The following is a 23,934-nucleotide window of genomic DNA, read 5'->3' on the forward strand; positions in this document are numbered from 1 at the left end:
GCGCAGAAGGAATCCAGAGTGCCCACCGAATGCATCCACGGCCTCGACATCGCGCTCTGCGACGTCTGCACCCCGAAGAAGCTCCCCGAGCAGGTCGGCCGTGCCACCCGCGCCCCCGCGCGCGTGCCCGGGACCTCCCGTGCGGCCACCGCCCGCGCCGCCGCCCGCGGCACGGCGCGCGAGAAGCCCCTGCCGAAGGTCGACATCGCCGCGCAGCGGATCTACCACGTCACCCACCTCGACAACCTCGAGGCGATCGTCGCCGCCGGCGCGATCCTGGCGGACCAGCAGCTCCAGGAGCGCCCCGCGATCGACGTCAGCGCCGAGACCACCCGCGAGCACCGCCGAGCCGTGCAGGTGAAGGACGGCGTGAGCGTTGCTGGCTTCGTGCCCTTCTTCCTCTCCCCCGACGCCGCCCTCTGGGCCGACCTGCGCGGCGAGCGGGTCGCTCCGCACTGGTCGCCGAGCGCCCACAAGACCACCGCCTCGCAGTACGTCGTCCTGGTGGGCTCGCTCGCCTCCGCCCCGGTGCTGAGCGACGGCGACGCCTCCCACGTCCTCACGCGCTTCACCGAGGGCGACGCGCTCGTGCGCACCTTCGCGCGCCTCCTGGTCGACGAGCCGGCCCTGCGCAGCGCCGAGGCGCTCGTGCCCGAGCGCTTCCCGCTGGAGGGCGTCGCGACGGTCGGCGTGGCGTCGGTCGCCGCCCGCAACCGCGTCAAGGCTCTCTTCGAGGGCATCGACGCCTCTCCCCGCGTCGCCGTCTACCCGCCGTGGTTCCACCCGGTGGCCGAGGAGGAGTGACCCGGCGCTAGTCGGCCTCGAGGAGGTCGAGGCGGTCGGCCAGGTACCTGCGCAGCGGCATCAGTCCCTGCTCGCCCAGACCGGGCGCCCAGCGCACGAGCACCTCGGAGCCGCGCAGGGCCAGCGGCTCCTGGCCCGACTCGAGCGCTGCGGCGTCCAGTGCGAGGCGCCGCCAGCCGTAGTTGACGATCTCGCCCTCCTGGAACGGACCGTCGAAGGCGGCGCGCCGGATCTCGCGGCGCGCCTCCTGCGACTCGGACTGGTTGTTGGCGTGCAGCGGAGCGACGGCACGCGTGACCGAGCCCGTCGCGAGGAGCTCGCCCTCGCGTCCGAGGAGCACCACGCCGAGGCGCCACGCGCGGGTCACCGGCGCCATCACCGGCTTGCGGCGGAAGCCGAGGATCGCGCGCGGCGTCCGCAGCTCGGCGACGGCCTGGTCGGCGATGCCGCGGGCGTCGAGCTCGGCGGAGACCTCGCGCAGGAGCGCGGCCAGATCGGCGGCGGCCTGCTCGGCCCCGGGTGCTGCGGGCATCGCTCCTCCTCGGCTCGTCCCGCCAGCCTACGGGCGCGGTGTGCACCGGCCACCCCGCTCCGCACCGCTAGCATCGCCTGACGACACCGAGGAGGACGAGCGATGCGCGTCATCATGATGGGCCCGCCCGGCGTGGGCAAGGGCACCCAGGCGGCCGTGCTGTCGCGCGAGCTGGGGGTGCCGGCGATCTCCACCGGCGATCTGTTCCGCGCGCACGTCGCCGACGGCACCGACCTCGGACGGCGTCTGCGGGCGCTCGTGGAGGCCGGCGAGTACGTGCCGGACGAGCTGACGAACGCCCTGGTCGCCGAGAGCATCGCCGAGGAGGACGCCCGGGACGGGTTCATCCTCGACGGCTACCCGCGCACGCTCGCCCAGGTGGACGCGCTGGCGGAGCTCCTCGAGGAGCGGGGCACGCCGCTCTCGTGCGTCGTGCTGCTGACGGCCGACGCGGACGTGGTCCTCGAACGGCTGCACGTGCGGGCGCAGGAGCAGGACCGCGCCGACGACGACCCCGAGGTGGTGCGGAACCGGATCGAGGTCTACGAGCGCGAGACGGCTCCTCTGGCGGAGGTCTACGACGAGCGCGAGCTCCTGGTGCGGATCGACGGCTCCGCCTCGCAGGACGAGGTCGCCGCGAGGATCATCGCGGCGTGCCGGCCCGAGTGAGCCGACCCGCCGCGACGCGGGGTCAGATCGCCGAGGCGAGGACCTCGTCGAGCTTGGCCGAGGCCTCCTCGTCGGTGCCCTTCAGGGCGAGCGAGAGCTCCGACACGAGGATCTGACGCGCCTTGAGGAGCATCCGCTTCTCGCCGGCCGAGACGCCGCCCGCCTGCTCGCGGCGCCACAGGTCGCGGACGACCTCGCTGACGCGGTACACGCTGCCGCTGGCCATCTTCTCCTGGTTGGCCTTGAAGCGGCGGGACCAGTTGCTGGCCTCCTCCGCGACGTCGCTGCGCAGGACGTCGTAGACCGCCTGGACTCCGGCGTCGTCGATGATCTCGCGGACGCCGACGAGCTCGGCGTTCTCGACGGGGAGGGTGATGGTGAGCTCGCTGGTGTGCACGTTCATCGTCATGAACGTCTTCTCGACGCCCTTGACCGAGCGCTTCTCGAGCCCGGTGATCGTCACCGCTCCGTGGTGCGGGTAGACCAGGGTCTCGCCGACCTCGAATGTCATCATGTCGTGCCTTTCGTCGTGGGGCGTGGTGGGAGTGAGGAGTCCAGGGGGCGCAGCGGCGCCGCGGCGAGCCAGGCCGGGAGCAGCGCGACGAGGTGCTCGACCAGCTCCTCGTCGGTGCCGTCGAGGGAGCCGGCGAGCCAGGCGCCGACCACGGAGAGGACGCCGCCGGCCGCGAAGACCGCGGTGAGCTCGGGATCGACCGCTGCGGGGACGTCGACCCGGGCGAGCACCTCGCGGTGCAGGGCGAGCGCCGTGTCGAGCACGGCGTCGTCGGAGGCGACCCGGGCGGAGGCCCGCGCGCGGAGCCGGGCATGGAAGGCGTGGCGGTCGACCAGCCGCTCGACGAGCCGCGAGTAGCCGCGCTGCAGGGCGTCGGCCCCGGAGCGGTCGGCGGGATCGCCCTCGGCGACGTCGGCGACCACGAGGTCCTGGCGGAGCAGCGCGGAGGCGACTCCCGCCGCGTCGTCGAAGTGGGCGTAGAACGAGCTGCGGCTGATCCCGGCCTCGCGCACGATGTCGCTCACGGCGATGCCCTCGGCCCTCTCGCCGTCGCTCTGCATGACGAGCCGCTCGACGGCGTCGAACACGCGGCGGCGGGTGCGCCGGGCTCGCGGATCGGCGGAGCCGAGCGCCGAGGGGGACTCCGCCGCGGGCACGGAGGCGAGGCGGGCGGGAGTCATCGACGTCAGTCTACCACTTCCCGGACAGGTGTACGGGAAGAGCGTCAGGCGTCGGTGTGCACCTGATCGAGGCCGGCGATGCGGTCGATCGCGGCCTGCTCGCTCGGCGACACCCGGCCGAGATACCGGCCCAGGAACACGAACAGCAGACGGTTCGCCGTGATCGCGGGCCACCACGGGCGCCGGAGGCCCAGGAGCCTCCGCACCTCGGGGCTGAGCGAGGCGACCGCGCCGGCGAACAGCAGCGGGTAGACCACGCCCGCCTCGCCCGGCAGCCGGATGTCGCGGAGGAAGCCGACCGCCTCGTGCACGCGTGCGTCGGGCTTGAGCTCGCCCGCGAATCCGGCGAGCTGCGCGCGGAGCTCCGCGACGCTCTCGGGCGGATCCTCCACTCCGAGCAGCCGGCCGGAGGCGGCCCACTCGCGCACGTAGGCGTCGGGGCCGCCGGGGATCCGTCCGCCCCAGATCTCGTGGGCGCCGAGGAACGCGTCGGTGAAGGCGTCGTGCACCCAGAGCAGCAGGCGGGGGTCCTGCGCCGAGTAGGAGCGCTCGCGCCCGCCGGCGTCCTCGTAGGAGCCGACGATCCGCTCGTGCACGCCGGTCACCCAGCGCGCCGCTCCGCTCGCCGCGGCGGTGTCGCCGAAGCTGGTGGTCAGGACCCAGCGGACCGTGTTGTCGAGGCGGCCCATCGGGTCCTCGCGGTAGCGGGAGTGGTCGTGCACACCGGCCATCGCTCCGGCGTGGAGGGTCTGCATGAGCAGAGCCCGCACTCCGGCGATCATCGTGGGCAGGCCGCCGTTGACGGCCCAGACCGCGCTGCCCGGTCCGAAGAGCCCGGCGTCGTCGCCCTTCTCGAGGGCCACGATCCAGTCGGCGCGGGGGCGGGGGCGGCGGCGTCTCATCCGCTCAGTGTGCGCTCGGATCCTGGGCCGCGGCTGGCCGTTCTGTCACCCTTCGTGGGGCCGTCGTCACTCGGCCAGCAGTTCGCGGACGTCGTCGGCCGACAGCGCCCGGGCGAAGAGCTCGCCCTCGTCGAGCACCGCCGTGCTGAGGCGGCCCTTGCGCTCCTGGAGGCGCACGATCTTCTCCTCGATCGTGTCCGTCGCCACCAGCCGGTACACGTTCACCCGCCGCTCCTGGCCGATGCGGTGCGCGCGGTCGACGGCCTGCGCCTCGGCCGCCGGGTTCCACCACGGGTCGAGGATGAAGACGTGGTCGGCCTCGGTGAGGGTGAGCCCGGTGCCGCCCGCCTTCAGGCTGATCAGGAAGACGGGCGCGGCTCCGGAGCGGAACTCCTCGATCACTCCCGCGCGGTCCCGCGTGGAGCCGTCGAGCTGCACGAACGGGATGCCGCGCCGACGCAGCCGCTCCCCCGCCCGCTCCAGGTACGAGGTGAAGGTGCTGAAGACGAGGGCCCGACGGCCTTCCGCGATCACGTCGTCGAGCTGCTCGACGAGCACGTCGAGCTTCGCGGACGGGACGTGCCGGTAGGCCGGGTCGACCAGGGACGCGTCGAGCGCGAGCAGGCGCAGGAGGGTGAGCGATCGGAACACCGTGAAGCGCTGCCGGTCGAGGTCGTCGACCAGACCCAGGAGCTTCCGCCGCTCGCGCTGGAGGTAGCCGTCGTAGAGCACCCGGTGGGCGGGGGTCAGCGCGACCTCGATCGTCTGCTCCTGCTTCTCGGGGAGCTCCGGCGCCACCGCCTCCTTGGTGCGGCGGAGCAGGAACGGACGCAGTCGTCGGCGCAGTCTCTCGAGGCGGCGGCGCGCGCCCTCGGTGTGGCTGACGGTCCGTCCCTCGGACAGATCGGGCGAGGCGATGCCGACGGGCGCCTCCGCGTGCAGGATCGGCCGGGTGTACTCCTCGCGGAAGCGGCGCAGCGGCGGCAGGAGCCCGGGCGCCACCAGGGCGAGGACCGCCCAGAGCTCGTCGAGCGAGTTCTCCAGCGGTGTGCCGGTGAGCGCGAGCGTGACGGGCGCGCCGACCTCGCGGGCGGCCCGGTGCGTCTGCGAGGCGGGGTTCTTGACGAACTGGGCCTCGTCGAGGATCAGCGCCGACCACGTCCTCGACGCCCAGCGCTCGCCGCCGAGGCGCAGGACCGCGTAGCTGGTGAGGACCACGTCCGCGTCGGCCGGGATCGCGTCGAGCGCGCCCTCCCGCGAGCTCGCGACGACGTGGACGCGCAGGGCGGGCGCGAAGCGCTCGGCCTCCGAGCGCCAGCCCGGCACGACCGAGGTGGGGGCGACCACGAGGAACGGCGCGCGGCGGATCCCGGCGCGGCCCGCCTCCTCGACCGCGTCGAGCATCATGGCCAGCGCCTGCAGGGTCTTGCCGAGGCCCATGTCGTCGGCCAGGATCCCGCCGAGCCCGTGACGGAGGCGGTGCACGAGCCAGGCGTAGCCCGCCCGCTGGTACGGACGCAGCCGGGCGGTCAGGCCCTCCGGCGGCTCCACGTCCTCCGGCGACCCGGCGGCCAGCGCGGAGTCGAGCACGGCGCGCCACGCGTCGGAGGGGACGCTCTCGTCGGCGAGCTCCTCCAGCTCGTTCCACAGCCCGGCCTGGTGCCGGCCGAGCCGCGGTCCCGTCTCCCACTCCTCGAGCTCGTCTGCCCGGGTCAGCAGTTCCCGGAGCCGGTCGAGGCCGGGGTGCGCGAGCGAGAGGTAGGAGTGGTCGACCAGGCGGATGCGGTCGCCGCCCGCGGCCAGAGCGCGGAAGAGGGGCAGGAACGGCACGGTCGCGTCGCCGATGGTCACGACGACGCCGAGGTCGAACCAGTCGGCGCTCTCGGTGTCGACCGCGGTGATGGTGAGCGTGAGCGGTCCGGTCAGCAGGCGGTAGTCCGGGGCCGCGCCCTCGCGCTCGATCCGGACCCCGCCGATCCCCTCCAGCTGCGGGAGCTGCTCCACCACGAACACCGCCGCCTCGGCCCCGCGCAGGACCGCGCTCGTCCCCGGCTCCGGCACGAGAGCGGACCCGGCCTCGCCGAGCACCGAGCGCACCCGGCGGAGCACCGCGCGCTCGAGAGCGGCGTCGGCCGTGCCGTCGAGCTCGCCCGCGCGATCGGGCGAGCGGCGCCAGTGCCAGCCCACCCTGACGGCGCGCCGCGGCTCGAACGAGACCGTGCAGACCAGGCGCGGGGGCTCCGGATCGTCCAGGACGAGGTCGACGCCCTCCTCGCGGACCGCGACGCGGCCGCGGAGGGCGGGGAGGTGCTCGCCGACGAACTCGGGCACGTCCTCCGCCGGGACCTCCGTCTCCTCGGGGTGGTCGAGGAGCCGCAGCTCCTCGTCGTCGAAGGGCAGGGACGCGGGCGCGAGCAGGAGCGAGGACGGATCGCCGCCCTCGACCGCGTACACGCCGTGCCGGGCGACCGGACGCGCCGACTCGGGTGAGTGCTCCGCGCCGTCGATCCGCAGGACGGGCCGCAGCCGCAGGCCTCCCTCCTCGGCCGAGACCGTCACCGCCACATGGGCGGGTCCGGCGAGGCGGACCGCGCCCTTCTCCGGGCCGAGCAGCGGGATCCCGGCGGGCTGCGCCTGCTCGAGCAGCCGCCAGAGCAGCGGGCTCTCGTAGTCGTCGAGGTGGATCCAGTCGGGATCCTGCCCCAGGTGGACGGTGCGCGTGGCGCGGTGCAGAGCCGCGAACTCGGCGAACCAGCGCTGGTGAGCGGGGTCGAGCGAGAGCCGGTGGGTCTGGAAGTTCAGCGACTTCCAGGTCAGGGTGGTGCGGTTCCAGGCGCCCCCGCGCCCGCGGACGACGGGGCGGGTGGCCAGACGGTGGTCGCGGCGCTCGTCGGCGTCGTAGGTCTTCGCCGTGACGCGCTCGCTCGCCGGCGCCCGCCACGGATCGTCGGCCCGGCGCACCAGCCGGCGCAGCTCGAACTGCAGCCCGATCGGCGTGAGGACGGGCGGCGACTCGGCCTCGGCGGATCCGCTGAGCTCGCCGATGCGGGCGCGCCAGGAGGAGGGGGTCGACTCGGGAGGCACCGCCCCATGCTGCCACGCGCCGCCGACACCCCCGCCCGCACCGCGTGACGGGCAGAATCGGAGGATGACCAGCAGCGACTCCCCCGCGCCCACCGTCCTCACCCTCGGCAGCGAGAGCCTGCGCCTCGCCCTGACGACCGCCGGGGCCGAGATGACGTCCCTCCGCGACGACGAGGGCCGCGAGTACCTGTGGCAGGCCGGCCCGGAGTGGCGCCGGCACGCTCCCGTCCTGTTCCCGATCATCGGGCGCCTCCCCGGCGACACGCTGCACCACGACGGCGCGGACCACCGGATGGGGCAGCACGGCTTCGCGCGGGACCGGGTCTTCGAGCTCGCGGGCGTCTCGGCGGACGAGGCGGTGTTCCGGCTCCGGAGCGACGACGCCACGCGCGCGGTGTTCCCCTTCGACTGGATGCTCCTCATCGCCTACGCCGTGACCGGCGCCTCGCTCCGGATCACCCAGACCGTCGAGAACAGGGGTCCCTCTCCGCTGGGCTTCTCGCTCGGCAACCACCCGGCCTTCGCGCTGCCGCTGCCCGAGGGCCGCGGCGAGCACCGCATCCGCTTCGCGCAGCCCGAGCCGGAGGGGTACCGCCGCGCTCCGGAGAACCTGCTGCTCGAGGCGCGCCACCCGGCGCCGCTCGAGGACGGGGTCCTGACAGTGGACGACGCGCACTTCGAGGAGGGCGTGATGATCTTCGACGAGCCGCGCCGGCGGACCCTCCGGCTCGAGGCCGACGGCGCCGCCCGCGCGATCGTCGTCGACACCGGGGACTTCGACGTGGTCGGCGTGTGGAAGCCCGTCGGGGCCCCGTTCGTCTGCCTCGAGCCCTGGCGGAGCGTCCCGACCCCCGAGGGCTGGGACGGCGACATCGTCGACAAGCCGCGCCAGATCGTCCTCGAGCCGGGCGGCCGGCGGTCGCTGTCCTACAGCATCGCGCTGAGCTGAACGTCCTCGCGCTGGATCTGCGCGTCGAGCAGCTCGAAGCGGCGGATGATCAGCCCCTCGCGGGTGGCCCAGGGGCAGATCACCAGCGTCTCGATGCCGAGGGCGTCCATGGCCGCCTCCGCGACGAGAGCGCCCGCGAGCAGCTGCGGAGCCCGCAGAGCGGAGACGCCGGGCAGCGCTGAGCGGTCGGCCGCGCTGATCGCGGCGAGGCGGGCGGACCACAGCCGGAGGTCGACCAGGTGCAGCTCCCGGCGCACCAGCGGACCGGCGGCGCTCGGAGCGGCGCCGGTGATCCGCGCCAGAGACCGGAAAGTCTTCGACGTGCCTGCGACCAGGTCGGGGCGCCCCAGGGCGAGGAAGCCGCGGACGGGCTCCGCGAGCACCTCGCGGGCGTGACGCCGGGCGGCCTTCACGCTCGTGGCCGAGGCGGGATCGCCGACCAGCAGGTCCCGCGTCACCCGCCCCGCTCCGAGCGGGACCGACACGGCGAGCTCGGGCACCTCGTCCACGCCCATCGAGAGCTCGAACGAGCCGCCGCCGATGTCGAGGTCCAGGATCGAGCCCGCGCCCCAGCCGAACCAGCGGCGCACGGCGAGGAAGGTGGCCGACGCCTCCGCCTCGCCGCCGAGCTCCTGGAGGTGCACTCCCGTCTCGGCGCGGACCCGGTCGAGGACAGCCGCGCCGTTGCCGGCCTCGCGGATCGCCGAGGTCGCGAACGCCAGCAGGTCCTCCGCGCGGTGCTCGCGGGCGACCTCCGCGGCCTCGGTCACGAACGCGATCAGCTCGCGCTGGCCCCGCTCGGTGATCTCCCCCGCCTCGTCGAGGTGCGCCACGAGAGCGAGGCTCCGCTTGTGCGAGCGGTAGGGCACCGGGCGGGCGCCGGGGTGCGCGTCGACGAGGAGCAGGTGGACCGTGTTGGAGCCGATGTCGAGCACGCCGAGTCGCATGGGTCCACGGTATCCGCCCGCGGAGGCGCGTCCCGCCACGCGGGCCGCCGGGGAACGCCGGAGGGCCCGGCCGCTCGCGCGACCGGGCCCTCCGGGGGTGCTGGACTCAGTGGTCCCAGTTCTCGGCCCTGTCGGCCGAGCTGGACGAGCCGACGATGTGCACCCGCATGTCGTTCGTCGTGCCGGCGCGCCCGGGGGGCGATCCGGAGACGACGACCACGGTCTCGCCCGCCTGGGCGAGGCCCTCGCGGAGCAGCACCGCGTCCACCTGCGCGAACATCGCGTCGGTGTGGTTGACGCGCGGCGTGACGAAGGACTGGACGCCCCAGTTCAGCGCCATGCGGCGGCGGACGGCGGGCTCGGGGGTGAAGCCGATGATCGGGATGCCGTGGCGCAAGCGCGTCATGCGGCGGACCGAGTCGCCCGACTCGGTGAACACGCAGAGGAACTTCGCCTCGACGAACTCCGCGACCTCGGCGGCGGCCAGCGTGACGGATCCGCCCTGGGTGCGGGGCTTGCTGCCCAGCGGGGGGATGCGCTCCAGGCCGTGCTCCTCGGTGGACTCGACGATTCGGGCCATGGTCTGCACGGTGACGACGGGCCAGGCTCCGACGCTGGTCTCGCCAGAGAGCATGACCGCGTCCGCGCCGTCGAGGATGGCGTTCGCGACGTCCGAGGCCTCGGCCCGCGTGGGGCGGGGGCTCTCGATCATCGACTCGAGCATCTGGGTCGCGACGATGACCGGCTTCGCCCAGCGGCGGGCGAGCTCGACGGCGTGCTTCTGCACGATCGGCACCGCCTCGAGGGGCAGCTCGACGCCGAGGTCGCCGCGGGCGACCATGATGCCGTCGAAGACGTCGATGATCTCCTGCAGGTTGTCGACCGCCTGCGGCTTCTCGATCTTGGCGATGACGGGCGCCTTGCGGCCCTCCTCCGCCATGATCTCGTGCACGCGCTCGATATCGCTGGCGTTGCGCACGAAGGAGAGGGCGATGATGTCGGCGCCGAGGCGGATCGCCCAGCGGAGGTCGTCCTCGTCCTTCTGGGAGAGGGCGGGGACGTTGACCGCGACACCGGGCAGGTTGATGCCCTTGTTGTTCGAGACGTTGCCGGGGACGACGACCTCGGTGACGACCCGGGGGCCCTCGACGGCGGTGACGCGGACAGCGACCTTGCCGTCGTCGATGAGGAGCATGTCGCCCGGGTTCACGTCGTCCGGGAGGCCCTTGAACGTGGTGCCCGAGAGCTCGCGCGTGCCGAGGACGTCCTCGGTGGTGATGGTGAAGACGTCGCCCTCGGCGAGGGCGTACGGGCCGCCCTCGAACTTGCCGAGGCGGATCTTCGGACCCTGCAGGTCGACGAGGATCGCGACCGCGCGCCCGGCGTCGTCCGCGGCCTTCCGCACGATGCGGTAGATGCCTTCGTGGACGTCGTAGCTTCCGTGACTGAGGTTCATGCGGGCCACGTCCACGCCGGCGTCGATGATCGCACGAATGGTCTCGTACGACGACGTTGCCGGGCCGAGGGTGGCGACGATTTTCGCTCGTCTCATTGAGGGGGTGCTCCGTTGTTCTGCGCCCGGAGGCGCGTCGTTAGCGGGGAGGGTGAGCTGATTGCTGGCGGGCCGAGACTATCGCGTCCCGGGGACTAGAGCGTGAAGCCCCGGTCGTCGGGGCCGACCGGCGCCGGCAGCTGGGTCGTGCCCTCGAGGTAGCGGTCGACCTCGGCCGCGACGGAGCGGCCCTCGGCGATCGCCCAGACGATCAGGGACTGGCCGCGCCCGGCGTCGCCGGCCACGAAGACGCCGGGGACGGTCGTCTCGAAGGCGTCGCCGCGCGCGACGTTGCCGCGCTCGGTGAAGGGGACGTCGAGCTGGCGGCCGAGGTGGTCCGCCTCCGGGCCGGTGAAGCCGAGGGCGAGCAGGACCAGGTCGGCCGGGATCTCGCGCTCGGTGCCCGCCTTGGGGACGCGGCGCCCGTCGAGGTACTCGGTCTCGGCCACGCGCACCGCGCGGACCTCGCCGCCCTCGTTCGCGAGGAACTCCACGGTCGACGCGAGGAACATCCGCTCCCCGCCCTCCTCGTGGGCGCTCGAGACCTCGAACACGGTCGGGTCCATCGGCCAGGGCTGGCTGTCCGGGCGCTGCGACGGCGGCTGCTGCCCGATCGCCAGGTTCGTGACCGACGCGGCCTTCTGGCGGTGGGCGGTGCCGATGCAGTCCGCTCCGGTGTCGCCTCCGCCCAGGACGACGACGTGCTTGCCCTCGGCCGAGATCTGCTCGAAGACGCGGTCGCCCGCGATCGCGCGGTTCGACTGCACGAGGTACTCCATGGCGAAGTGCACGCCGTCGAGGTCGCGCCCCGGGATCGGCAGGTCGCGCGGCACGAGAGCGCCGGTGGCGACCACGACCGCGTCGTAGCGCGCCCGCAGGTCGTCCCAGGTGATGTCGGAGCCGATGTCGACGCCCGCGCGGAACCGGGTGCCCTCGGCCTTCATCTGGTTCAGGCGGAGCTCGAGGTGCTTCTTCTCCATCTTGAAGTCCGGGATGCCGTAGCGCAGGAGGCCGCCGATGCGGTCGTCGCGCTCGTAGACCGCGACGGTGTGCCCGGCGCGGGTGAGCTGCTGAGCAGCGGCGAGCCCCGCCGGGCCGGAGCCGACGACCGCAACGGTCTTGCCGGTCAGGCGCTCCGGCGGGTGCGGCTGCACCCAGTCGTTGCCGAAGGCCTGATCGATGATCGAGACCTCGATCTGCTTGATCGTGACGGCGGGCTGATTGATGCCGAGCACGCAGGACGACTCGCACGGCGCCGGGCAGAGCCGGCCCGTGAACTCCGGGAAGTTGTTCGTCGCGTGCAGGCGCTCGATCGCCTGGCGGCCCTCGCCGCGCCACATCAGGTCGTTCCACTCGGGGATCAGGTTCCCCAGCGGGCAGCCCTTGTGGCAGAACGGGATGCCGCAGTCCATGCAGCGGCCCGCCTGCCGGCGCAACACGGCGGAGTCGCCCTGCTCGTAGACCTCTTTCCAGTCCATCAGGCGGACGGCCACGGGACGCCGCTTGGGCAGCTCCCGGTCCTGCACCTTCAGGAACCCCTTGGGATCAGCCACCGGTCACCTCCAGAATCCGTCCCCAGACGACGTCGCCGTCGGGGTCGAGCCCCTCCTCCACAGCGGATGCGCGCGTCGCGAGCACCGCGGCGAAGTCGCGGGGCAGTACCTTGACGAAACGCGAGACCGTTCCGTCGAAATCGTCGAGCATCCCCTGGGCCAGGGTCGACTCGGTCTCCGCGACGTGCCGCTCGAGCAGGTCGCGCAGGATCTCCACGTCGGCGCTGCCGAGCTCGGAGAGGGTCAGCTCGCCGGAGGCGATCGCGTCGCGGTTCACGAGCTCGCGGCGCAGGCCGTGGATGTAGGCCGTGCCGCCCGACATGCCGGCGCCGAGGTTCCGCCCGGTCTCGCCGAGGATCACCGCCAGGCCGCCGGTCATGTACTCGAGCGCGTGGTCGCCCACTCCCTCGACCACCGCGGTGGCGCCGGAGTTGCGGACCAGGAAGCGCTCGCCGACCATCCCGCGGATGAACATCGTGCCCTGGGTCGCCCCGTAGCCGATCACGTTGCCCGCGATCACGTTCGTCGAGGCGTCGAAGGTGCTGCGGCGGTCCGGCCGCACCACGATCTGGCCGCCCGAGAGGCCCTTGCCGACGTAGTCGTTGGAGTCGCCCTCGAGCCGAAGAGTGATGCCGGCGGGGAGGAACGCTCCGAGCGACTGCCCGGCCGAGCCGCGGAGCGACACGACGATGGAGTCGGCAGGCAGGCCGTTCTCGCCGAAGCGGACGGTGACCTCGTGGCCGAGCATGGTGCCGACGGCGCGCTCGGTGTTCTTGATCTCGCGCTCGATCCGCACGGTGCCGCGGTGGTCGAGCACGTTCGCCGCGAGGCGGATCAGCTCGTTGTCGAAGTGGTGCTCGAGCTCGTGCTCCTGCGCGCGGCCGTGGCGGCGCGGCTCCTCCGCCGTGAAGACCGGCCCGACGAGGATCGGCGTCAGGTCGAGCCCGCTCGCCTTCCAGTGCTCGATCGCCTGGTCGACGTCGAGCAGCTCGCGGTGGCCGACGATCTCGTCGACGCTCCGGAAGCCGAGCTGCGCGAGGTACTCGCGCACCTCCTGGGCGATGAACTCGAAGAAGTTGACGACGAACTCGGGCTTGCCGGAGAACCGCTGTCGCAGCTCCGGGTTCTGCGTCGCGACGCCCACCGGGCAGGTGTCGAGGTGGCAGACGCGCATCATGATGCAGCCCTCGACGATCAGCGGAGCCGTCGCGAAGCCGAACTCCTCGGCTCCGAGCAGCGCGCCGATGACGACGTCGCGACCGGTCTTCATCTGGCCGTCGACCTGCACGACCACGCGGTCGCGCATGCCGTTGAGCATCAGCGTCTGCTGGGTCTCGGCCAGGCCGAGCTCCCAGGGCGTGCCCGCGTGCTTGAGCGAGTTCACCGGGCTCGCGCCGGTGCCGCCGTCGTGACCCGAGACGAGGATCACGTCGGCGAGGGCCTTCGCGGTGCCGGCGGCGACCGCTCCGATGCCCGACTGGCTGACCAGCTTCGCGTGGATGCGCGCCGACGGGTTCGCCCGCTTGAGGTCGAAGATCAGCTGCTTCAGGTCCTCGATCGAGTAGATGTCGTGGTGCGGCGGCGGCGAGATCAGGCCGACACCGGCGGTCGCGTGCCGGGTGCGCGCGATCCACGGGTACACCTTCGTCGGCGGCAGCTGACCGCCCTCGCCGGGCTTGGCGCCCTGGGCGAGCTTGATCTGGATGTCGTCGGCGTGGGTGAGGTACATGCTCGTGACGCCGAAGCGGCCCGAGGCGACCTGCTTGATCGCGGAGCGGCGCTCCGGGTCGAGCAGCCGCTCGGTGTCCTCGCCGCCCTCGCCCGTGTTCGACTTGGCGCCGAGGCGGTTCATCGCGATGGCGAGCGTCTCGTGCGCCTCCGGCGAGATGGAGCCGTAGCTCATCGCGCCCGTCGAGAAGCGCTTCACGATCGCCTCGACCGGCTCGACCTCGTCGATCGGGATCGGCGTGCGCCCCGCGGTGTCGAGCTTGAACATGCCGCGGAGGGTCATCAGCGAGCTCGCCTGGTCGTCGACCATCTTCGTGTACTCGCGGAAGACGTCGTAGCGGCGGTTGCGCGTCGAGTGCTGCAGGCGGAACACCGTGTCCGGGTTGAACAGGTGCGGGGCGCCGTCGCGGCGCCACTGGTACTCGCCGCCGACCGCCAGGCGCTCATGCGCGACGATCGCGCCGTCCTCGGGGTACGCGGCGCGGTGACGCGCGGCGTTCTCCTCGGCGACGACGTCGATGCCGATGCCGCCGAGCTTCGAGACGGTGCCGGTGAAGTACTGGTCGACGAACGCCTGGCTGAGGCCGACGGCCTCGAAGGTCTGCGCCCCGGCGTAGCTCGACACGGTGGAGATGCCCATCTTGGACATGATCTTCAGCACGCCCTTGCCGAGCGCCTTGATCACGTTCTTCACGGCCTTCTCCGGCGAGACGTCCGACAGCATGCCGCTGCGGACGAGGTCCTCGCAGGTCTCCATCGCCAGGTACGGGTTGACCGCGGAGGCGCCGTAGCCGATGAGCGTCGCCACATGGTGCACCTCGCGGACGTCGCCCGCCTCGACCACGAGCCCCACTCGCATCCGGTTCTCGGTGCGGATGAGGTGGTGGTGCACGGCGGCGAGCATCAGCAGCGAGGGGATCGGCGCGAGGTCCTTGGTGGAGTCGCGGTCCGAGAGCACCAGGAACTGCGCTCCCGCGGCGATGGCCTCGTCGGCCTCGTCGCACATCTCGTCGATGCGGTCCTGCATCGCGCGGGGTCCCGCGTCGACGCGGTACAGGCCGCGGATCGTCGTGGTGATGTGGCTCAGCGGGCGCGGCGCGATGTGCTGGATCTTCGCGAGCTCGTCGTTGTCGATGACCGGGAAGTCGAGGACGACCTGGCGCGCGTGCTCGGCACCGGCGGTCAGCAGGTTGCGCTCGGGGCCGAGGCCCAGGCGGAGCGAGGTCACGACCTCCTCGCGGATCGAGTCCAGCGGCGGGTTCGTCACCTGCGCGAAGGCCTGCGTGAAGTAGTCGAAGAGCAGGCGGGGGCGCTTGGACAGGACGGCCACGGGGGTGTCCGAGCCCATCGCTCCGAGCGGCTCCGCACCGGCGCGCGCCATCGGCAGCAGGAGGAGGCGGACCTCCTCCTCGGTGTAGCCGAAGGTGCGCTGGCGGCGGTTGACCGAGGCGGGCGTGTGCACGATGTGCTCGCGCTCGGGGAGGTCCTTGAGGTTGATGCGGCCCTTCTCGAGCCACTCCTCGAACGGACCGGAGGCGGCGAGCTGCCCCTTGATCTCCTCGTCCTCGACGATGCGGCCCTGCTCGGTGTCGACCAGGAACATGCGGCCGGGCTGCAGGCGTCCCTTGCGGACCACCTTCGCGGGGTCGATGTCGAGCACGCCGATCTCGCTGGCGAGCACCACGAGCCCGTCGTCGGTCACGACGTAGCGGCCGGGGCGGAGCCCGTTGCGGTCGAGAGTGGCGCCGACGAGCTCGCCGTCGGTGAAGACGATCGCGGCCGGGCCGTCCCACGGCTCCATGAGCATCGAGTGGTACTCGTAGAACGCGCGGCGCTTCGGGTCGAGCGCGCCGTCCTGGTTCTCCCAGGCCTCCGGCACCATCATCATGACCGCGTGCGGGAGCGACCGGCCGGCCAGGTTGAGCAGCTCGACGGTCTCGTCGAACGAGGCGGAGTCGCTGCGGCCGGGCGAGACGATCGGGAACAGCGGGGCCAGGTCGCCCAGCTCGCGGCTCTTCAGCTGCGACTGGCGCGCGCGCATCCAGTTGCGGTTGCCCTGCACCGTGTTGATCTCGCCGTTGTGCGCGATCATCCGGAACGGCTGAGCGAGCGGCCACGACGGGAAGGTGTTGGTGGAGTACCGGGAGTGCACCAGCGCGAGCTTCGACGCGAAGCGCTCGTCGGACAGGTCCGGGTAGAACGGCTCCAGCTGGAGCGTCGTCACCATGCCCTTGTAGACGAGCGTGCGGCTCGAGAGCGACATGAAGTAGACCTCGAGCTCGCGCTCGACGCGCTTGCGCAGGCGGAAGGTCAGACGGTCGAGGCGCACGGAGGAGAGGGGCGTGCCGCTCTCGTCGGTCAGCTCGCTCCGGATGAACAGCTGCTCGATCGCCGGCATGGCGGCCCGGGCGAGCGTGCCGATCTCGTCGGGCTGCACGGGCACGGAGCGCCAGCCGACCACGGCGAGGTTCTCCTCGCGGGCGATGTCGGCGATCGTCGACTTGACCCGCTCGCGCTCGAACACGTCCACCGGGAGGAAGGCGTTGCCCACCGCGTACTGGCCCAGCGGCGGGAGCTCGAAGGGAGCGACCGCGCGGAGGAACTCGTCCGGGATCTGCGTGATGATCCCCGCGCCGTCGCCCGTTCCCGCGTCGGAGCCGACGGCGCCGCGGTGCTCGAGGTTGCGCAGCGCGTTCAGCGCGGCGTCGATGATGTCGTGGCCGGCGGTGCCGCGCATGGTGGCGACCATCGCGAGACCGCACGCGTCCTTCTCGGCGGCCGGATCGTACATCCCCTGCGCCGGCGGCATGCCCAGGAAGGGCACGGCGCGGGCCGGGGTCGAGGGCTGGGCGGAGGCCATGGGAACCGTCCTCACGGGGGTGATGGCTGATCGGGACGTCACTGGCCCGCGGTGGTGGAGGAGGAGCGGCTCCCCGATCGGGAGGGCCGCAGGGTTCTGCCGTGGCGCGAGCGTCGCGCGCCGCCGGCGGTGCCTGCACGACGACCCGCCCGCGGCAGCGCTCGTGGCTGCGCCGCGATGGGGCGGTCGTGGAGGTGTCGGGCACCCGGGAGGCGGTCGCGGAGGCTCCGCGACCTCCGTCAGGTGCGGGAGACCGTCGGCTTCTCGGCGTCGGTGCCGGAAGCAGGGGTGGTGGTGTCGTCGGAGTCGGACTCGACGTCCTCGAATTCTACCGCAGCCGGAGCGGGCGTCCACTCGCGACCCGGCCGGTAGGCCGAGGGCTCGGCGCCCGGGTGCTCGCGCTTCTGGATCACCACGAGGACCAGGCCGATGACCACGGCGATGAGCGCGGCCCAGACGTTGGTGCGGATGCCCCAGAAGAACTCGCTCGGGTCGATCCGGATGGACTCGAACCAGACGCGGCCGATCCCGTACCAGATCAGGTAGGCGGCGAAGACGGTGCCCCACTGCAGCTTGAGACGGCGCTCGAGCAGGAGGATGACCGCGATGCCGACGACGTTCCAGAGGATCTCGTAGAGGAAGGTCGGGTGGAAGAGCGTGCCCGCCGGGAGGCCGACGGGGAAGGCCGGGTTGGTGGTCTCGATCTCGAGGCCCCAGGGCAGGGTCGTGGGCAGGCCGAAGAGCTCGTGGTTGAACCAGTTGCCCAGACGCCCGAGCGCCTGCGCGGCGAGCATGCCGGGGGCGAGGGCGTCGGCGAAGGTCCAGAACCGCACTCCTGTCCAGCGGCAGCCGATGAACGCGCCGACCGCGCCTCCGATCAGCCCGCCGAAGATGGCGTTGCCGCCGTTCCAGATGCGGACGACCTCCCACGGGTCGGCGCCGTCGTAGAAGTAGTCGCCGGGGTGGGTGAGCACGTGGTAGGCGCGGGCGCCGACGATGCCGAGCGGCACGGCCCAGATGATGATGTCGAGCACGACCCACGGCTCCGCGCCGCGGCGCTTGAGGCGCTGGTTCGTCATGATCGTCGCCACGATGATCCCCGCGAGGATGCAGAGCGCGTAGGTGTGGATCGCGAGCGTGAAGGTGCCGATCGTGAGGTCGTACTGACTCCACGCGTCGGGGGGGCTCGGAATGCTCAGCGGTACGGACACCGGTACTCGACCTTTCGAAGGAGGGGGTCCCCCGGGCGCGGCTCTGCCGCGCCCCGGTGGGCATCCCGATTGTAGCGGGAGGGTGTCAGCGCGCGGAGCGCAGGCGGGTGCCCTCGGCGAGGCCGCGGGAGGTCTCGGCGACCGCGTCGACCCCGCCGGACGCCAGCGCCCGCACCAGGGCGGATCCGACGATGGCGCCGTCCGCGTAGGCGAGGATCTCGGCGACCTGCTCGCCGGTTGAGATGCCCAGGCCGACGCACGCGCTCTCGGAGCCGGCGGCGCGGAGGCGGTCGACCAGGGTGCGGGCCGCGGAGTCGACGTCGGTGCGCGCGCCGGTGATGCCCATCGTCGAGACCGCGTAGACGAATCCACGGCTCGAGTCGACGGCCTGGCGCAGGCGCGTGTCCGTCGAGGACGGCGCCGCGAGGAACACGCGGTCGAGTCCGAGCCGCTCGGAGACGGCGAGCCACTCGGCGCCCTCGTCCGGGATCAGGTCGGGCGTGATGAGGCCGGACCCGCCGGCCTCGGCCAGATCAGTGGCGAAGCGCTCGACCCCGTACTGCAGGACGGGGTTGTAGTAGGTCATCACCAGGACCGGCACGTCGACGCGCGCCCGGATCTCGCGGACGGCCTCGAAGCCGTGGCGGAGGCGGAAGCCGCCCGCGATGGCGGCCTGGGTCGCCTCCTGGATGACGGGTCCGTCCATCACCGGATCGGAGTAGGGCAGACCGAGCTCGATCGCGTCGACGCCGTTCTCGGCCATGGCCACGGCGGCGTCGATGCTGGTCGGCAGGTCGGGGAAGCCGACGGGGAGGTAGCCGATCAGGGCGCCCGCCGCCTCCTCGTTCCGGCGCCGGACGGTCTCGGCGACGCTCGGTCCGCGGCCGCTCACGACTGCACCGCGCCCTGGTCCATGAGGCCGAAGTAGTGCGCAGCGGTCGTCATGTCCTTGTCGCCGCGGCCCGAGAGGTTGACCAGGATGGTGGCCTCGGGGCCGAGCTCGCGCCCGAGCTCCAGCGTGCCGGCCAGCGCGTGCGCGGACTCGATCGCGGGGATGATCCCCTCGGTGCGGCTGAGCAGCATGAGCGCGTCCATCGCGGCCGAGTCGGTGACCGCGCGGTAGTCGGCGCGGCCGATGCTCGAGAGCCACGCGTGCTCCGGGCCGATGCCCGGGTAGTCGAGGCCGGCCGAGATCGAGTGCGACTCGACGGTCTGGCCGTCCTCGTCCTGGAGGAGGAAGCTGCGGGCGCCGTGCAGGACGCCGGGGCGGCCCTTGCTGATGGTCGCCGCGTGGCGGGGGGTCTCGATCCCGTCGCCGCCGGCCTCGAAGCCGACGAGGCGGACGTCGGGGTCGTCGAGGAAGGCGTGGAAGATCCCCATCGCGTTGGAGCCGCCGCCGACGCAGGCGGTGACCGCGGTGGGCAGCGAGCCGGTCAGCTCGAGGACCTGCTCGCGCGCCTCCTCGCCGATGATCTTCTGGAAGTCGCGGACGAGGGCCGGGAACGGGTGCGGGCCCGCGACGGTGCCGAAGATGTAGTTCGTGGTGCCCACGTTCGTCACCCAGTCGCGCATCGCGTCGTTGATCGCGTCCTTGAGGGTGCGCGAGCCGGTCGTCACGGGGATCACCTCGGCGCCGAGCAGGCGCATGCGGGCGACGTTGAGGGCCTGGCGCTCGGTGTCGACCTCGCCCATGTAGACCACGCAGTCGAGGCCGAACAGGGCGGCGGCCGTGGCGGTCGCGACGCCGTGCTGGCCCGCTCCCGTCTCGGCGATGACGCGGGTCTTGCCGATCCGCTTGGTGAGCAGCGCCTGGCCCAGCACGTTGTTGATCTTGTGCGAGCCGGTGTGGTTGAGGTCCTCGCGCTTGAGGATGATCCGCGCACCGCCGGCGTGCTCGGCGAACCGCGGCACCTCGGTGATGATCGACGGACGGCCGGTGTAGCTGCGGTGCAGCTCCATCAGCTCGGCCGCGAACGCGGGGTCGACCTTCGTGCGCTCGTACTCGGCGCTCAGCTCGTCGAGGGCCTCGACGAGGGACTCGGGGACGTAGCGTCCGCCGAACTCGCCGAAGTAGGGGCCGAGTTCATCCCGGAGTGCCATGGGGGTTCCGCCTATCGGTGTGGTCAGTGCGCCAGGAAGCCAGCGAGGGTGGAGACGGGGTCGCCGCCGGTGACGAGAGCCTCGCCCACGAGGACGACGTCGGCTCCGGAGCCGCGGTAGTGCGCGACGTCGTCGGCGGTGAGGACGGCCGACTCGGCCACCTTCACCGCGTCGTCGGGGAAGCGCTCGGAGAGGCGGCCGAAGAGGTCGCGGTCGAGCTGGAAGGTGGAGAGGTCGCGGGCGTTCACGCCGATGAGCCGCGCGCCGAGGTCGGCGGCCCGCTCGAGCTCGTCGGCCGAGTGCGTCTCGACGAGCGGGGTCATCCCCAGCTCGAGGACGAGGGCGTGCAGCTCGGCGAGCAGGGGCTGCTCGAGCGCGGCGACGATGAGGAGGACCAGGTCGGCTCCGGCCGCGCGGGCCTCGAGGACCTGGTACGGCTCGGCGACGAAGTCCTTGCGCAGGACGGGGATCGACACGCGCTCGCGGACCGCCTCGAGGTCCGCGAGGGACCCCTTGAAGCGGCGCTCCTCGGTGAGGACGCTGATCGCGCTCGCTCCCCCGAGCTCGTACTGTCCGGCCAGCTCGGCGGGGACGGGGATGTCGGCGAGGGCTCCGCGCGACGGGCTGGCGCGCTTCACCTCGGCGATGATCCTGACGCGCTCGGCGGGGGCCAGAGCGGCCAGGGCGTCGAGGGCGGGCGCCTGGGCGAGCGCGCGGCGCTCGACGGCTTCGAGCGGGGCGCTCTCGCGGCGCCGGGCCGCGTCGGCCAGGGCGCCGGCGGTGAGGTCGGCGAGCACCTAGGCGCGCGCCTTCGGGTTCGCCTTCGCGCCGTTGACGCCGTAGCCCGCCTTGGCCATGCCCATGCCCACGAGCAGACCCACCACGACCAGGCCGGCCGAGAGCCAGACCACCAGGGGCACGTCGAACCAGAACGCGATCGTGCCGATCGTGAATCCGACCAGCATGATGACGACGGCCGTCCACGCTGCGGGCGAGTGGCCGTGGTTGTCGTCGTCGTGCTCGGTGCTCATGGGTCTCCTCCTGGGGGTGCATCGGGACCAGAGCAGTCTAGCGTGAGGCGCCTGAGCGCCCGGCCCCGGACTCGCCTGCGCAGTCGCCTGCAGGAGGCGGGGATGCCGGACCGCCGGACACGTCCCCGGCCGGTGTCAGCGGCCCGAGGTGGGGTCGTCGCCGCGCGAGAGCTCGTCCCACGAGACGACCGGATCGATGTCGCCGTCGTCCGTCTGCACGGTCGACGCGCCGTGGCCGTAGCCGTCGGCGGGCTCGAAGCGGGACGCGCGCTTCCGCGCCGCTCCCGGCCAGCGGCGCGAGGTCGCGAGGACGCCGATCCCGAGCAACGCGGTGAGCACGCCGCAGACCAGGGCGACGACGGGCCAGGCCGTCGCGGAGGACGAGGCCACGAGCGCGGCGACGGACTGCTCCCCCGCGATGGCGGTCGCCTCCGTGACCAGCGAGGCGCCGGCGCGCACGGGGTCGCCCAGTGCCGTCGCGGCCGCGAGCACCACCGAGGCGCCGAGGACGGCCTGGAGCACACCGAGCAGGATCCGGAAGACCGGGCCGGCGATGGCGAGGGCCGCGGCGAGGGCGAGGCCTGCGAGCGCCAGGGCGGAGAGCGCGGGCGCGGCGACGGTCCCGGCCACGTCGATCCGCTGGCCCTCCCCCTCGATCGCGGCCAGGGTCAGCGTGGACCAGGTCTGGGTGGAGGAGGTCAGCTCGAGCGCGGCGAGCAGCACGACCCCGAGGATCGCCGTGTACTTCAGCCGCCGTCCGCTCATGCTCACTCCGCCGGACCGAGGCCGGTGAACGGCACGAGGGGGTCGACGTCGAAGCAGGCGTGCTCGCCCGTGTGGCAGGCGGCGCCGATCTGCTCGACCTGGACCAGCACGGTGTCGGCGTCGCAGTCGAGGGCGGCACCCCGCACGTACTGCGCGTGCCCGGACGTGTCGCCCTTGCGCCAGTACTCCTGGCGCGAGCGCGACCAGAAGGTGACGCGGCCCTCGGTGAGGGTCCGCCGGAGCGCCTCGCGGTCCATCCAGCCCATCATGAGCACCTCGCGGGTGTCGTGCTGCTGGATGATCGCGGGCAGGAGCCCGGTCGGATCGAAGGCGGCGCGGTCCAGGACGGCGTCGAGCTCGGCGGGGGTCATCGGATCTCGATCCCGGAGGCGGCGAGCGCGCGCTTGACGTCGCCGATCGTCAGCTCGCGATTGTGGAAGACGGAGGCGGCGAGCACGGCGTCGGCTCCCGCGTCGACGGCCGGAGCGAAGTGCTCGACGGCGCCGGCGCCTCCGGAGGCGATGACCGGCACGGAGCTCAGCTCGCGCATCGCGGCGATCAGCTCGAGGTCGAAGCCCTGCTTGGTGCCGTCGGCGTCGATGGAGTTGACCAGCAGCTCCCCGGCGCCGCGCTCGACGGCCTCGGCCGCCCAGGCCAGGGCGTCGAGCTCGGTCTCGCGGCGTCCGCCGTGAGTGGTGACGACGAAGCCGGACGCCGTGGCGTCGCTCCGCTTGACGTCGAGCGAGAGCACGAGCACCTGCGCGCCGAAGACGTCGGCGATCTCGCCGAGGAGCTCGGGCCGGGCGATCGCGGCGGAGTTGACGCCCACCTTGTCGGCGCCGTGCGCGAGCAGTCGCGAGACGTCCTCGGCGCTGCGCACGCCTCCGCCGACCGTGAGCGGGATGAAGACCTGCTCGGCGGTCGCCCGCACCACGTCGTAGGTGGTCGAGCGGTCGTCGACCGTGGCGGTGACGTCGAGGAAGGTCAGCTCGTCGGCGCCCTGCTCGAAGTAGAGGCGGGCGAGCTCGACGGGGTCGCCCGCATCGCGCAGGTTCTGGAAGTTGACGCCCTTCACGACGCGGCCGGCGGCGACGTCGAGGCAGGGGATGACGCGGACGGCGAGACTCATCGGCTCCCCCTCTACAGGCGCGCGGCGTGGATGGAGGTGACCAGGATCGCGCGGGCGCCCAGGTCGTACAGGCGGTCCATCACCTGGTTCATGTCCGAGCGCGGCACCATCACGCGGACGGCCACCCACTCGGCGTCGTGCAGCGGCGAGACCGTCGGCGACTCGAAGCCCGGGGCGATCGCCGTGGCGCTCTCCAGGAGCGCGACGGGGCAGTCGTAGTCGAGCAGCACGTACTCGCGGGCGACCAGCACGCCCTGCAGGCGGCGCAGCAGCACCGGGATGCCCTCGGGCTCCCCTGCGGCGGAGACCAGGACGGCGGTCGAGTCCAGGATGACCGGGCCGAAGATCTCGAGGCCGGCCTTGCGGAGCGTGGTGCCGGTCTCGACGACATCGGCGATGACGTCGGCGACGCCGAGCTGGATCGCGGACTCGACCGCGCCGTCGAGGCGGATCAGCGTCACCTCGACGCCGTGCTCCCGGAGGAAGCGGCCCACGAGGCCCGGGTAGCTGGTCGCCACGCGGAGGCCGTCGATCTGCGCGAGCTCGTCGTAGCGGCCTGCGGGCCCAGCGAAGCGGAAGGTGGAGTTCGCGAAGCCCAGGCTCGCGATCTCCCGCGCCTCGGAGCCGGAGTCGATCAGGAGGTCGCGGCCGGTGACCCCGACGTCGAGAGCGCCGGAGCCGACGTAGGTGGCGATGTCGCGCGGGCGCAGGTAGAAGAACTCCACCCCGTTGCGCTCGTCGACGACGTGCAGCTCCTTCGGGTCGCGACGGCCGGTGTAGCCGGCCTCCGCGAGCATCTGACCGGCGGTCTCCGAGAGGGAGCCCTTGTTGGGGACGGCGACGCGCAGGAGCGCCGGGGCGGGGGTGGTGGTCACGGGACGTCCTTCATGACTCGACGGCTGTTCAGGGGGCGGCACGGCTCCT

The 23,934-nt window shown here is 72.8% G+C and carries 21 protein-coding genes; 3 read left to right on the forward strand and 18 right to left on the reverse strand.

Going from position 1 to position 23,934, the window contains the following annotated elements; translation table 11 throughout:
• Positions 1-18 precede the first annotated feature (18 nt).
• Positions 19-804 (forward strand): DarT ssDNA thymidine ADP-ribosyltransferase family protein, encoded by a 786-nt coding sequence (locus C5D36_RS05180; RefSeq protein ID WP_181072776.1) that lies wholly within the window; start codon positions 19-21, stop codon positions 802-804.
• Positions 805-811: 7 nt separating this feature from the next.
• On the opposite strand, the gene C5D36_RS05185 is transcribed toward C5D36_RS05180, so the two are convergent.
• Complete coding sequence (locus C5D36_RS05185) at positions 812-1,336, reverse strand: hypothetical protein (protein ID WP_104232649.1); 525 nt, start codon at positions 1,334-1,336, stop codon at positions 812-814.
• A gap of 102 nt (positions 1,337-1,438) precedes the next feature.
• Here C5D36_RS05185 and C5D36_RS05190 point away from each other — a divergent pair, with 102 nt between their 5' ends.
• Positions 1,439-2,005 carry an adenylate kinase gene (locus tag C5D36_RS05190; protein ID WP_104295335.1) on the forward strand — a complete coding sequence of 189 codons (567 nt, stop codon included), beginning with the start codon at positions 1,439-1,441 and terminating at the stop codon, positions 2,003-2,005.
• A 22-nt stretch (positions 2,006-2,027) separates the two neighbouring features.
• Here the strand turns inward: C5D36_RS05190 and C5D36_RS05195 are convergent, their stop codons facing one another.
• The 4 genes from C5D36_RS05195 to C5D36_RS05210 all read right to left on the reverse strand — a co-directional run bounded on the left by C5D36_RS05195 (position 2,028) and on the right by C5D36_RS05210 (position 7,185).
• Positions 2,028-2,516 carry a CarD family transcriptional regulator gene (locus tag C5D36_RS05195; protein WP_068257183.1) on the reverse strand — a complete coding sequence of 163 codons (489 nt, stop codon included), beginning with the start codon at positions 2,514-2,516 and terminating at the stop codon, positions 2,028-2,030.
• Positions 2,516-3,199 carry a TetR/AcrR family transcriptional regulator gene (locus C5D36_RS05200; protein WP_104221877.1) on the reverse strand — a complete coding sequence of 228 codons (684 nt, stop codon included), beginning with the start codon at positions 3,197-3,199 and terminating at the stop codon, positions 2,516-2,518. The genes C5D36_RS05195 and C5D36_RS05200 overlap by 1 nt, the downstream gene beginning before the upstream one ends.
• Positions 3,200-3,243: 44 nt before the next feature.
• A complete protein-coding gene (locus tag C5D36_RS05205) occupies positions 3,244-4,101 on the reverse strand; it encodes an oxygenase MpaB family protein (RefSeq protein WP_104257832.1) in 858 nt (285 codons plus the stop codon).
• Positions 4,102-4,167: 66 nt separating this feature from the next.
• The gene (locus C5D36_RS05210) at positions 4,168-7,185 is read right to left on the reverse strand and encodes a DEAD/DEAH box helicase (RefSeq protein WP_258062869.1); all 3,018 of its coding nucleotides are present in this window, start codon (positions 7,183-7,185) and stop codon (positions 4,168-4,170) included.
• A 64-nt stretch (positions 7,186-7,249) separates the two neighbouring features.
• On the opposite strand from C5D36_RS05210, the gene C5D36_RS05215 reads away from it, so the two are divergent.
• The gene (locus tag C5D36_RS05215; protein WP_181072778.1) at positions 7,250-8,134 is read left to right on the forward strand and encodes an aldose 1-epimerase family protein; all 885 of its coding nucleotides are present in this window, start codon (positions 7,250-7,252) and stop codon (positions 8,132-8,134) included.
• Here C5D36_RS05215 and C5D36_RS05220 read toward each other — a convergent pair.
• The 13 genes from C5D36_RS05220 to hisG form a co-directional block, all read right to left on the reverse strand.
• The gene (locus tag C5D36_RS05220; RefSeq protein ID WP_104232654.1) at positions 8,113-9,081 is read right to left on the reverse strand and encodes an exopolyphosphatase; all 969 of its coding nucleotides are present in this window, start codon (positions 9,079-9,081) and stop codon (positions 8,113-8,115) included. The genes C5D36_RS05215 and C5D36_RS05220 overlap by 22 nt on opposite strands.
• A 106-nt stretch (positions 9,082-9,187) precedes the next feature.
• A complete protein-coding gene (pyk, locus tag C5D36_RS05225; RefSeq protein ID WP_104221869.1) occupies positions 9,188-10,633 on the reverse strand; it encodes a pyruvate kinase in 1,446 nt (481 codons plus the stop codon).
• 95 nt (positions 10,634-10,728) lie between these two features.
• The gene (locus C5D36_RS05230) at positions 10,729-12,186 is read right to left on the reverse strand and encodes a glutamate synthase subunit beta (protein WP_104295336.1); all 1,458 of its coding nucleotides are present in this window, start codon (positions 12,184-12,186) and stop codon (positions 10,729-10,731) included.
• Positions 12,179-16,774 carry a glutamate synthase large subunit gene (gene gltB, locus C5D36_RS05235; protein ID WP_104232656.1) on the reverse strand — a complete coding sequence of 1,532 codons (4,596 nt, stop codon included), beginning with the start codon at positions 16,772-16,774 and terminating at the stop codon, positions 12,179-12,181. The genes C5D36_RS05230 and gltB overlap by 8 nt, the downstream gene beginning before the upstream one ends.
• A gap of 239 nt (positions 16,775-17,013) precedes the next feature.
• The gene (lgt, locus tag C5D36_RS05240) at positions 17,014-17,985 is read right to left on the reverse strand and encodes a prolipoprotein diacylglyceryl transferase (RefSeq protein WP_258059820.1); all 972 of its coding nucleotides are present in this window, start codon (positions 17,983-17,985) and stop codon (positions 17,014-17,016) included.
• A gap of 85 nt (positions 17,986-18,070) precedes the next feature.
• On the reverse strand, positions 18,071-18,877 hold the full coding sequence (trpA, locus tag C5D36_RS05245) for a tryptophan synthase subunit alpha (protein WP_104232657.1): 807 nt from the start codon (positions 18,875-18,877) through the stop codon (positions 18,071-18,073).
• Positions 18,874-20,085 carry a tryptophan synthase subunit beta gene (trpB, locus tag C5D36_RS05250; protein ID WP_104295337.1) on the reverse strand — a complete coding sequence of 404 codons (1,212 nt, stop codon included), beginning with the start codon at positions 20,083-20,085 and terminating at the stop codon, positions 18,874-18,876. The genes trpA and trpB overlap by 4 nt, the downstream gene beginning before the upstream one ends.
• A gap of 23 nt (positions 20,086-20,108) precedes the next feature.
• The gene (gene trpC / locus C5D36_RS05255; RefSeq protein WP_104221862.1) at positions 20,109-20,882 is read right to left on the reverse strand and encodes an indole-3-glycerol phosphate synthase TrpC; all 774 of its coding nucleotides are present in this window, start codon (positions 20,880-20,882) and stop codon (positions 20,109-20,111) included.
• Complete coding sequence (locus tag C5D36_RS05260; protein ID WP_104221860.1) at positions 20,883-21,116, reverse strand: DUF6704 family protein; 234 nt, start codon at positions 21,114-21,116, stop codon at positions 20,883-20,885.
• A 135-nt stretch (positions 21,117-21,251) separates the two neighbouring features.
• A complete protein-coding gene (locus C5D36_RS05265; RefSeq protein ID WP_104295338.1) occupies positions 21,252-21,881 on the reverse strand; it encodes a Trp biosynthesis-associated membrane protein in 630 nt (209 codons plus the stop codon).
• 2 nt (positions 21,882-21,883) lie between these two features.
• On the reverse strand, positions 21,884-22,252 hold the full coding sequence (hisI, locus tag C5D36_RS05270; protein ID WP_104292126.1) for a phosphoribosyl-AMP cyclohydrolase: 369 nt from the start codon (positions 22,250-22,252) through the stop codon (positions 21,884-21,886).
• Positions 22,249-23,010 carry an imidazole glycerol phosphate synthase subunit HisF gene (gene hisF, locus C5D36_RS05275; RefSeq protein ID WP_104221853.1) on the reverse strand — a complete coding sequence of 254 codons (762 nt, stop codon included), beginning with the start codon at positions 23,008-23,010 and terminating at the stop codon, positions 22,249-22,251. Before hisF ends, hisI begins: the two co-directional genes overlap by 4 nt.
• Before the next feature lie 11 nt (positions 23,011-23,021).
• Complete coding sequence (gene hisG, locus C5D36_RS05280; RefSeq protein ID WP_104221851.1) at positions 23,022-23,885, reverse strand: ATP phosphoribosyltransferase; 864 nt, start codon at positions 23,883-23,885, stop codon at positions 23,022-23,024.
• Between the last annotated feature and the right edge of the window lie 49 nt (positions 23,886-23,934).

It is taken from the genome of Rathayibacter sp. AY1C6, from assembly GCF_002931535.1.
Lineage (GTDB): Bacteria > Actinomycetota > Actinomycetes > Actinomycetales > Microbacteriaceae > Rathayibacter.

Excerpts from the sequence above, each read along its gene's own strand:
- C5D36_RS05185 (WP_104232649.1), bottom strand. The coding sequence starts at position 1,336 with ATGCCCGCAGCACCCGGGGCCGAGCAGGCCGCCGCCGATCTGGCCGCG.
- C5D36_RS05190 (WP_104295335.1), top strand. The coding sequence starts at position 1,439 with ATGCGCGTCATCATGATGGGCCCGCCCGGCGTGGGCAAGGGCACCCAG.
- C5D36_RS05195 (WP_068257183.1), bottom strand. The coding sequence starts at position 2,516 with ATGACATTCGAGGTCGGCGAGACCCTGGTCTACCCGCACCACGGAGCG.
- C5D36_RS05200 (WP_104221877.1), bottom strand. The coding sequence starts at position 3,199 with ATGACTCCCGCCCGCCTCGCCTCCGTGCCCGCGGCGGAGTCCCCCTCG.
- C5D36_RS05205 (WP_104257832.1), bottom strand. The coding sequence starts at position 4,101 with ATGAGACGCCGCCGCCCCCGCCCCCGCGCCGACTGGATCGTGGCCCTC.
- C5D36_RS05215 (WP_181072778.1), top strand. The coding sequence starts at position 7,250 with ATGACCAGCAGCGACTCCCCCGCGCCCACCGTCCTCACCCTCGGCAGC.
- C5D36_RS05220 (WP_104232654.1), bottom strand. The coding sequence starts at position 9,081 with ATGCGACTCGGCGTGCTCGACATCGGCTCCAACACGGTCCACCTGCTC.
- pyk (WP_104221869.1), bottom strand. The coding sequence starts at position 10,633 with ATGAGACGAGCGAAAATCGTCGCCACCCTCGGCCCGGCAACGTCGTCG.
- gltB (WP_104232656.1), bottom strand. The coding sequence starts at position 16,774 with ATGGCCTCCGCCCAGCCCTCGACCCCGGCCCGCGCCGTGCCCTTCCTG.
- trpB (WP_104295337.1), bottom strand. The coding sequence starts at position 20,085 with ATGGCACTCCGGGATGAACTCGGCCCCTACTTCGGCGAGTTCGGCGGA.
- C5D36_RS05260 (WP_104221860.1), bottom strand. The coding sequence starts at position 21,116 with ATGAGCACCGAGCACGACGACGACAACCACGGCCACTCGCCCGCAGCG.
- C5D36_RS05265 (WP_104295338.1), bottom strand. The coding sequence starts at position 21,881 with ATGAGCGGACGGCGGCTGAAGTACACGGCGATCCTCGGGGTCGTGCTG.
- hisI (WP_104292126.1), bottom strand. The coding sequence starts at position 22,252 with ATGACCCCCGCCGAGCTCGACGCCGTCCTGGACCGCGCCGCCTTCGAT.
- hisF (WP_104221853.1), bottom strand. The coding sequence starts at position 23,010 with ATGAGTCTCGCCGTCCGCGTCATCCCCTGCCTCGACGTCGCCGCCGGC.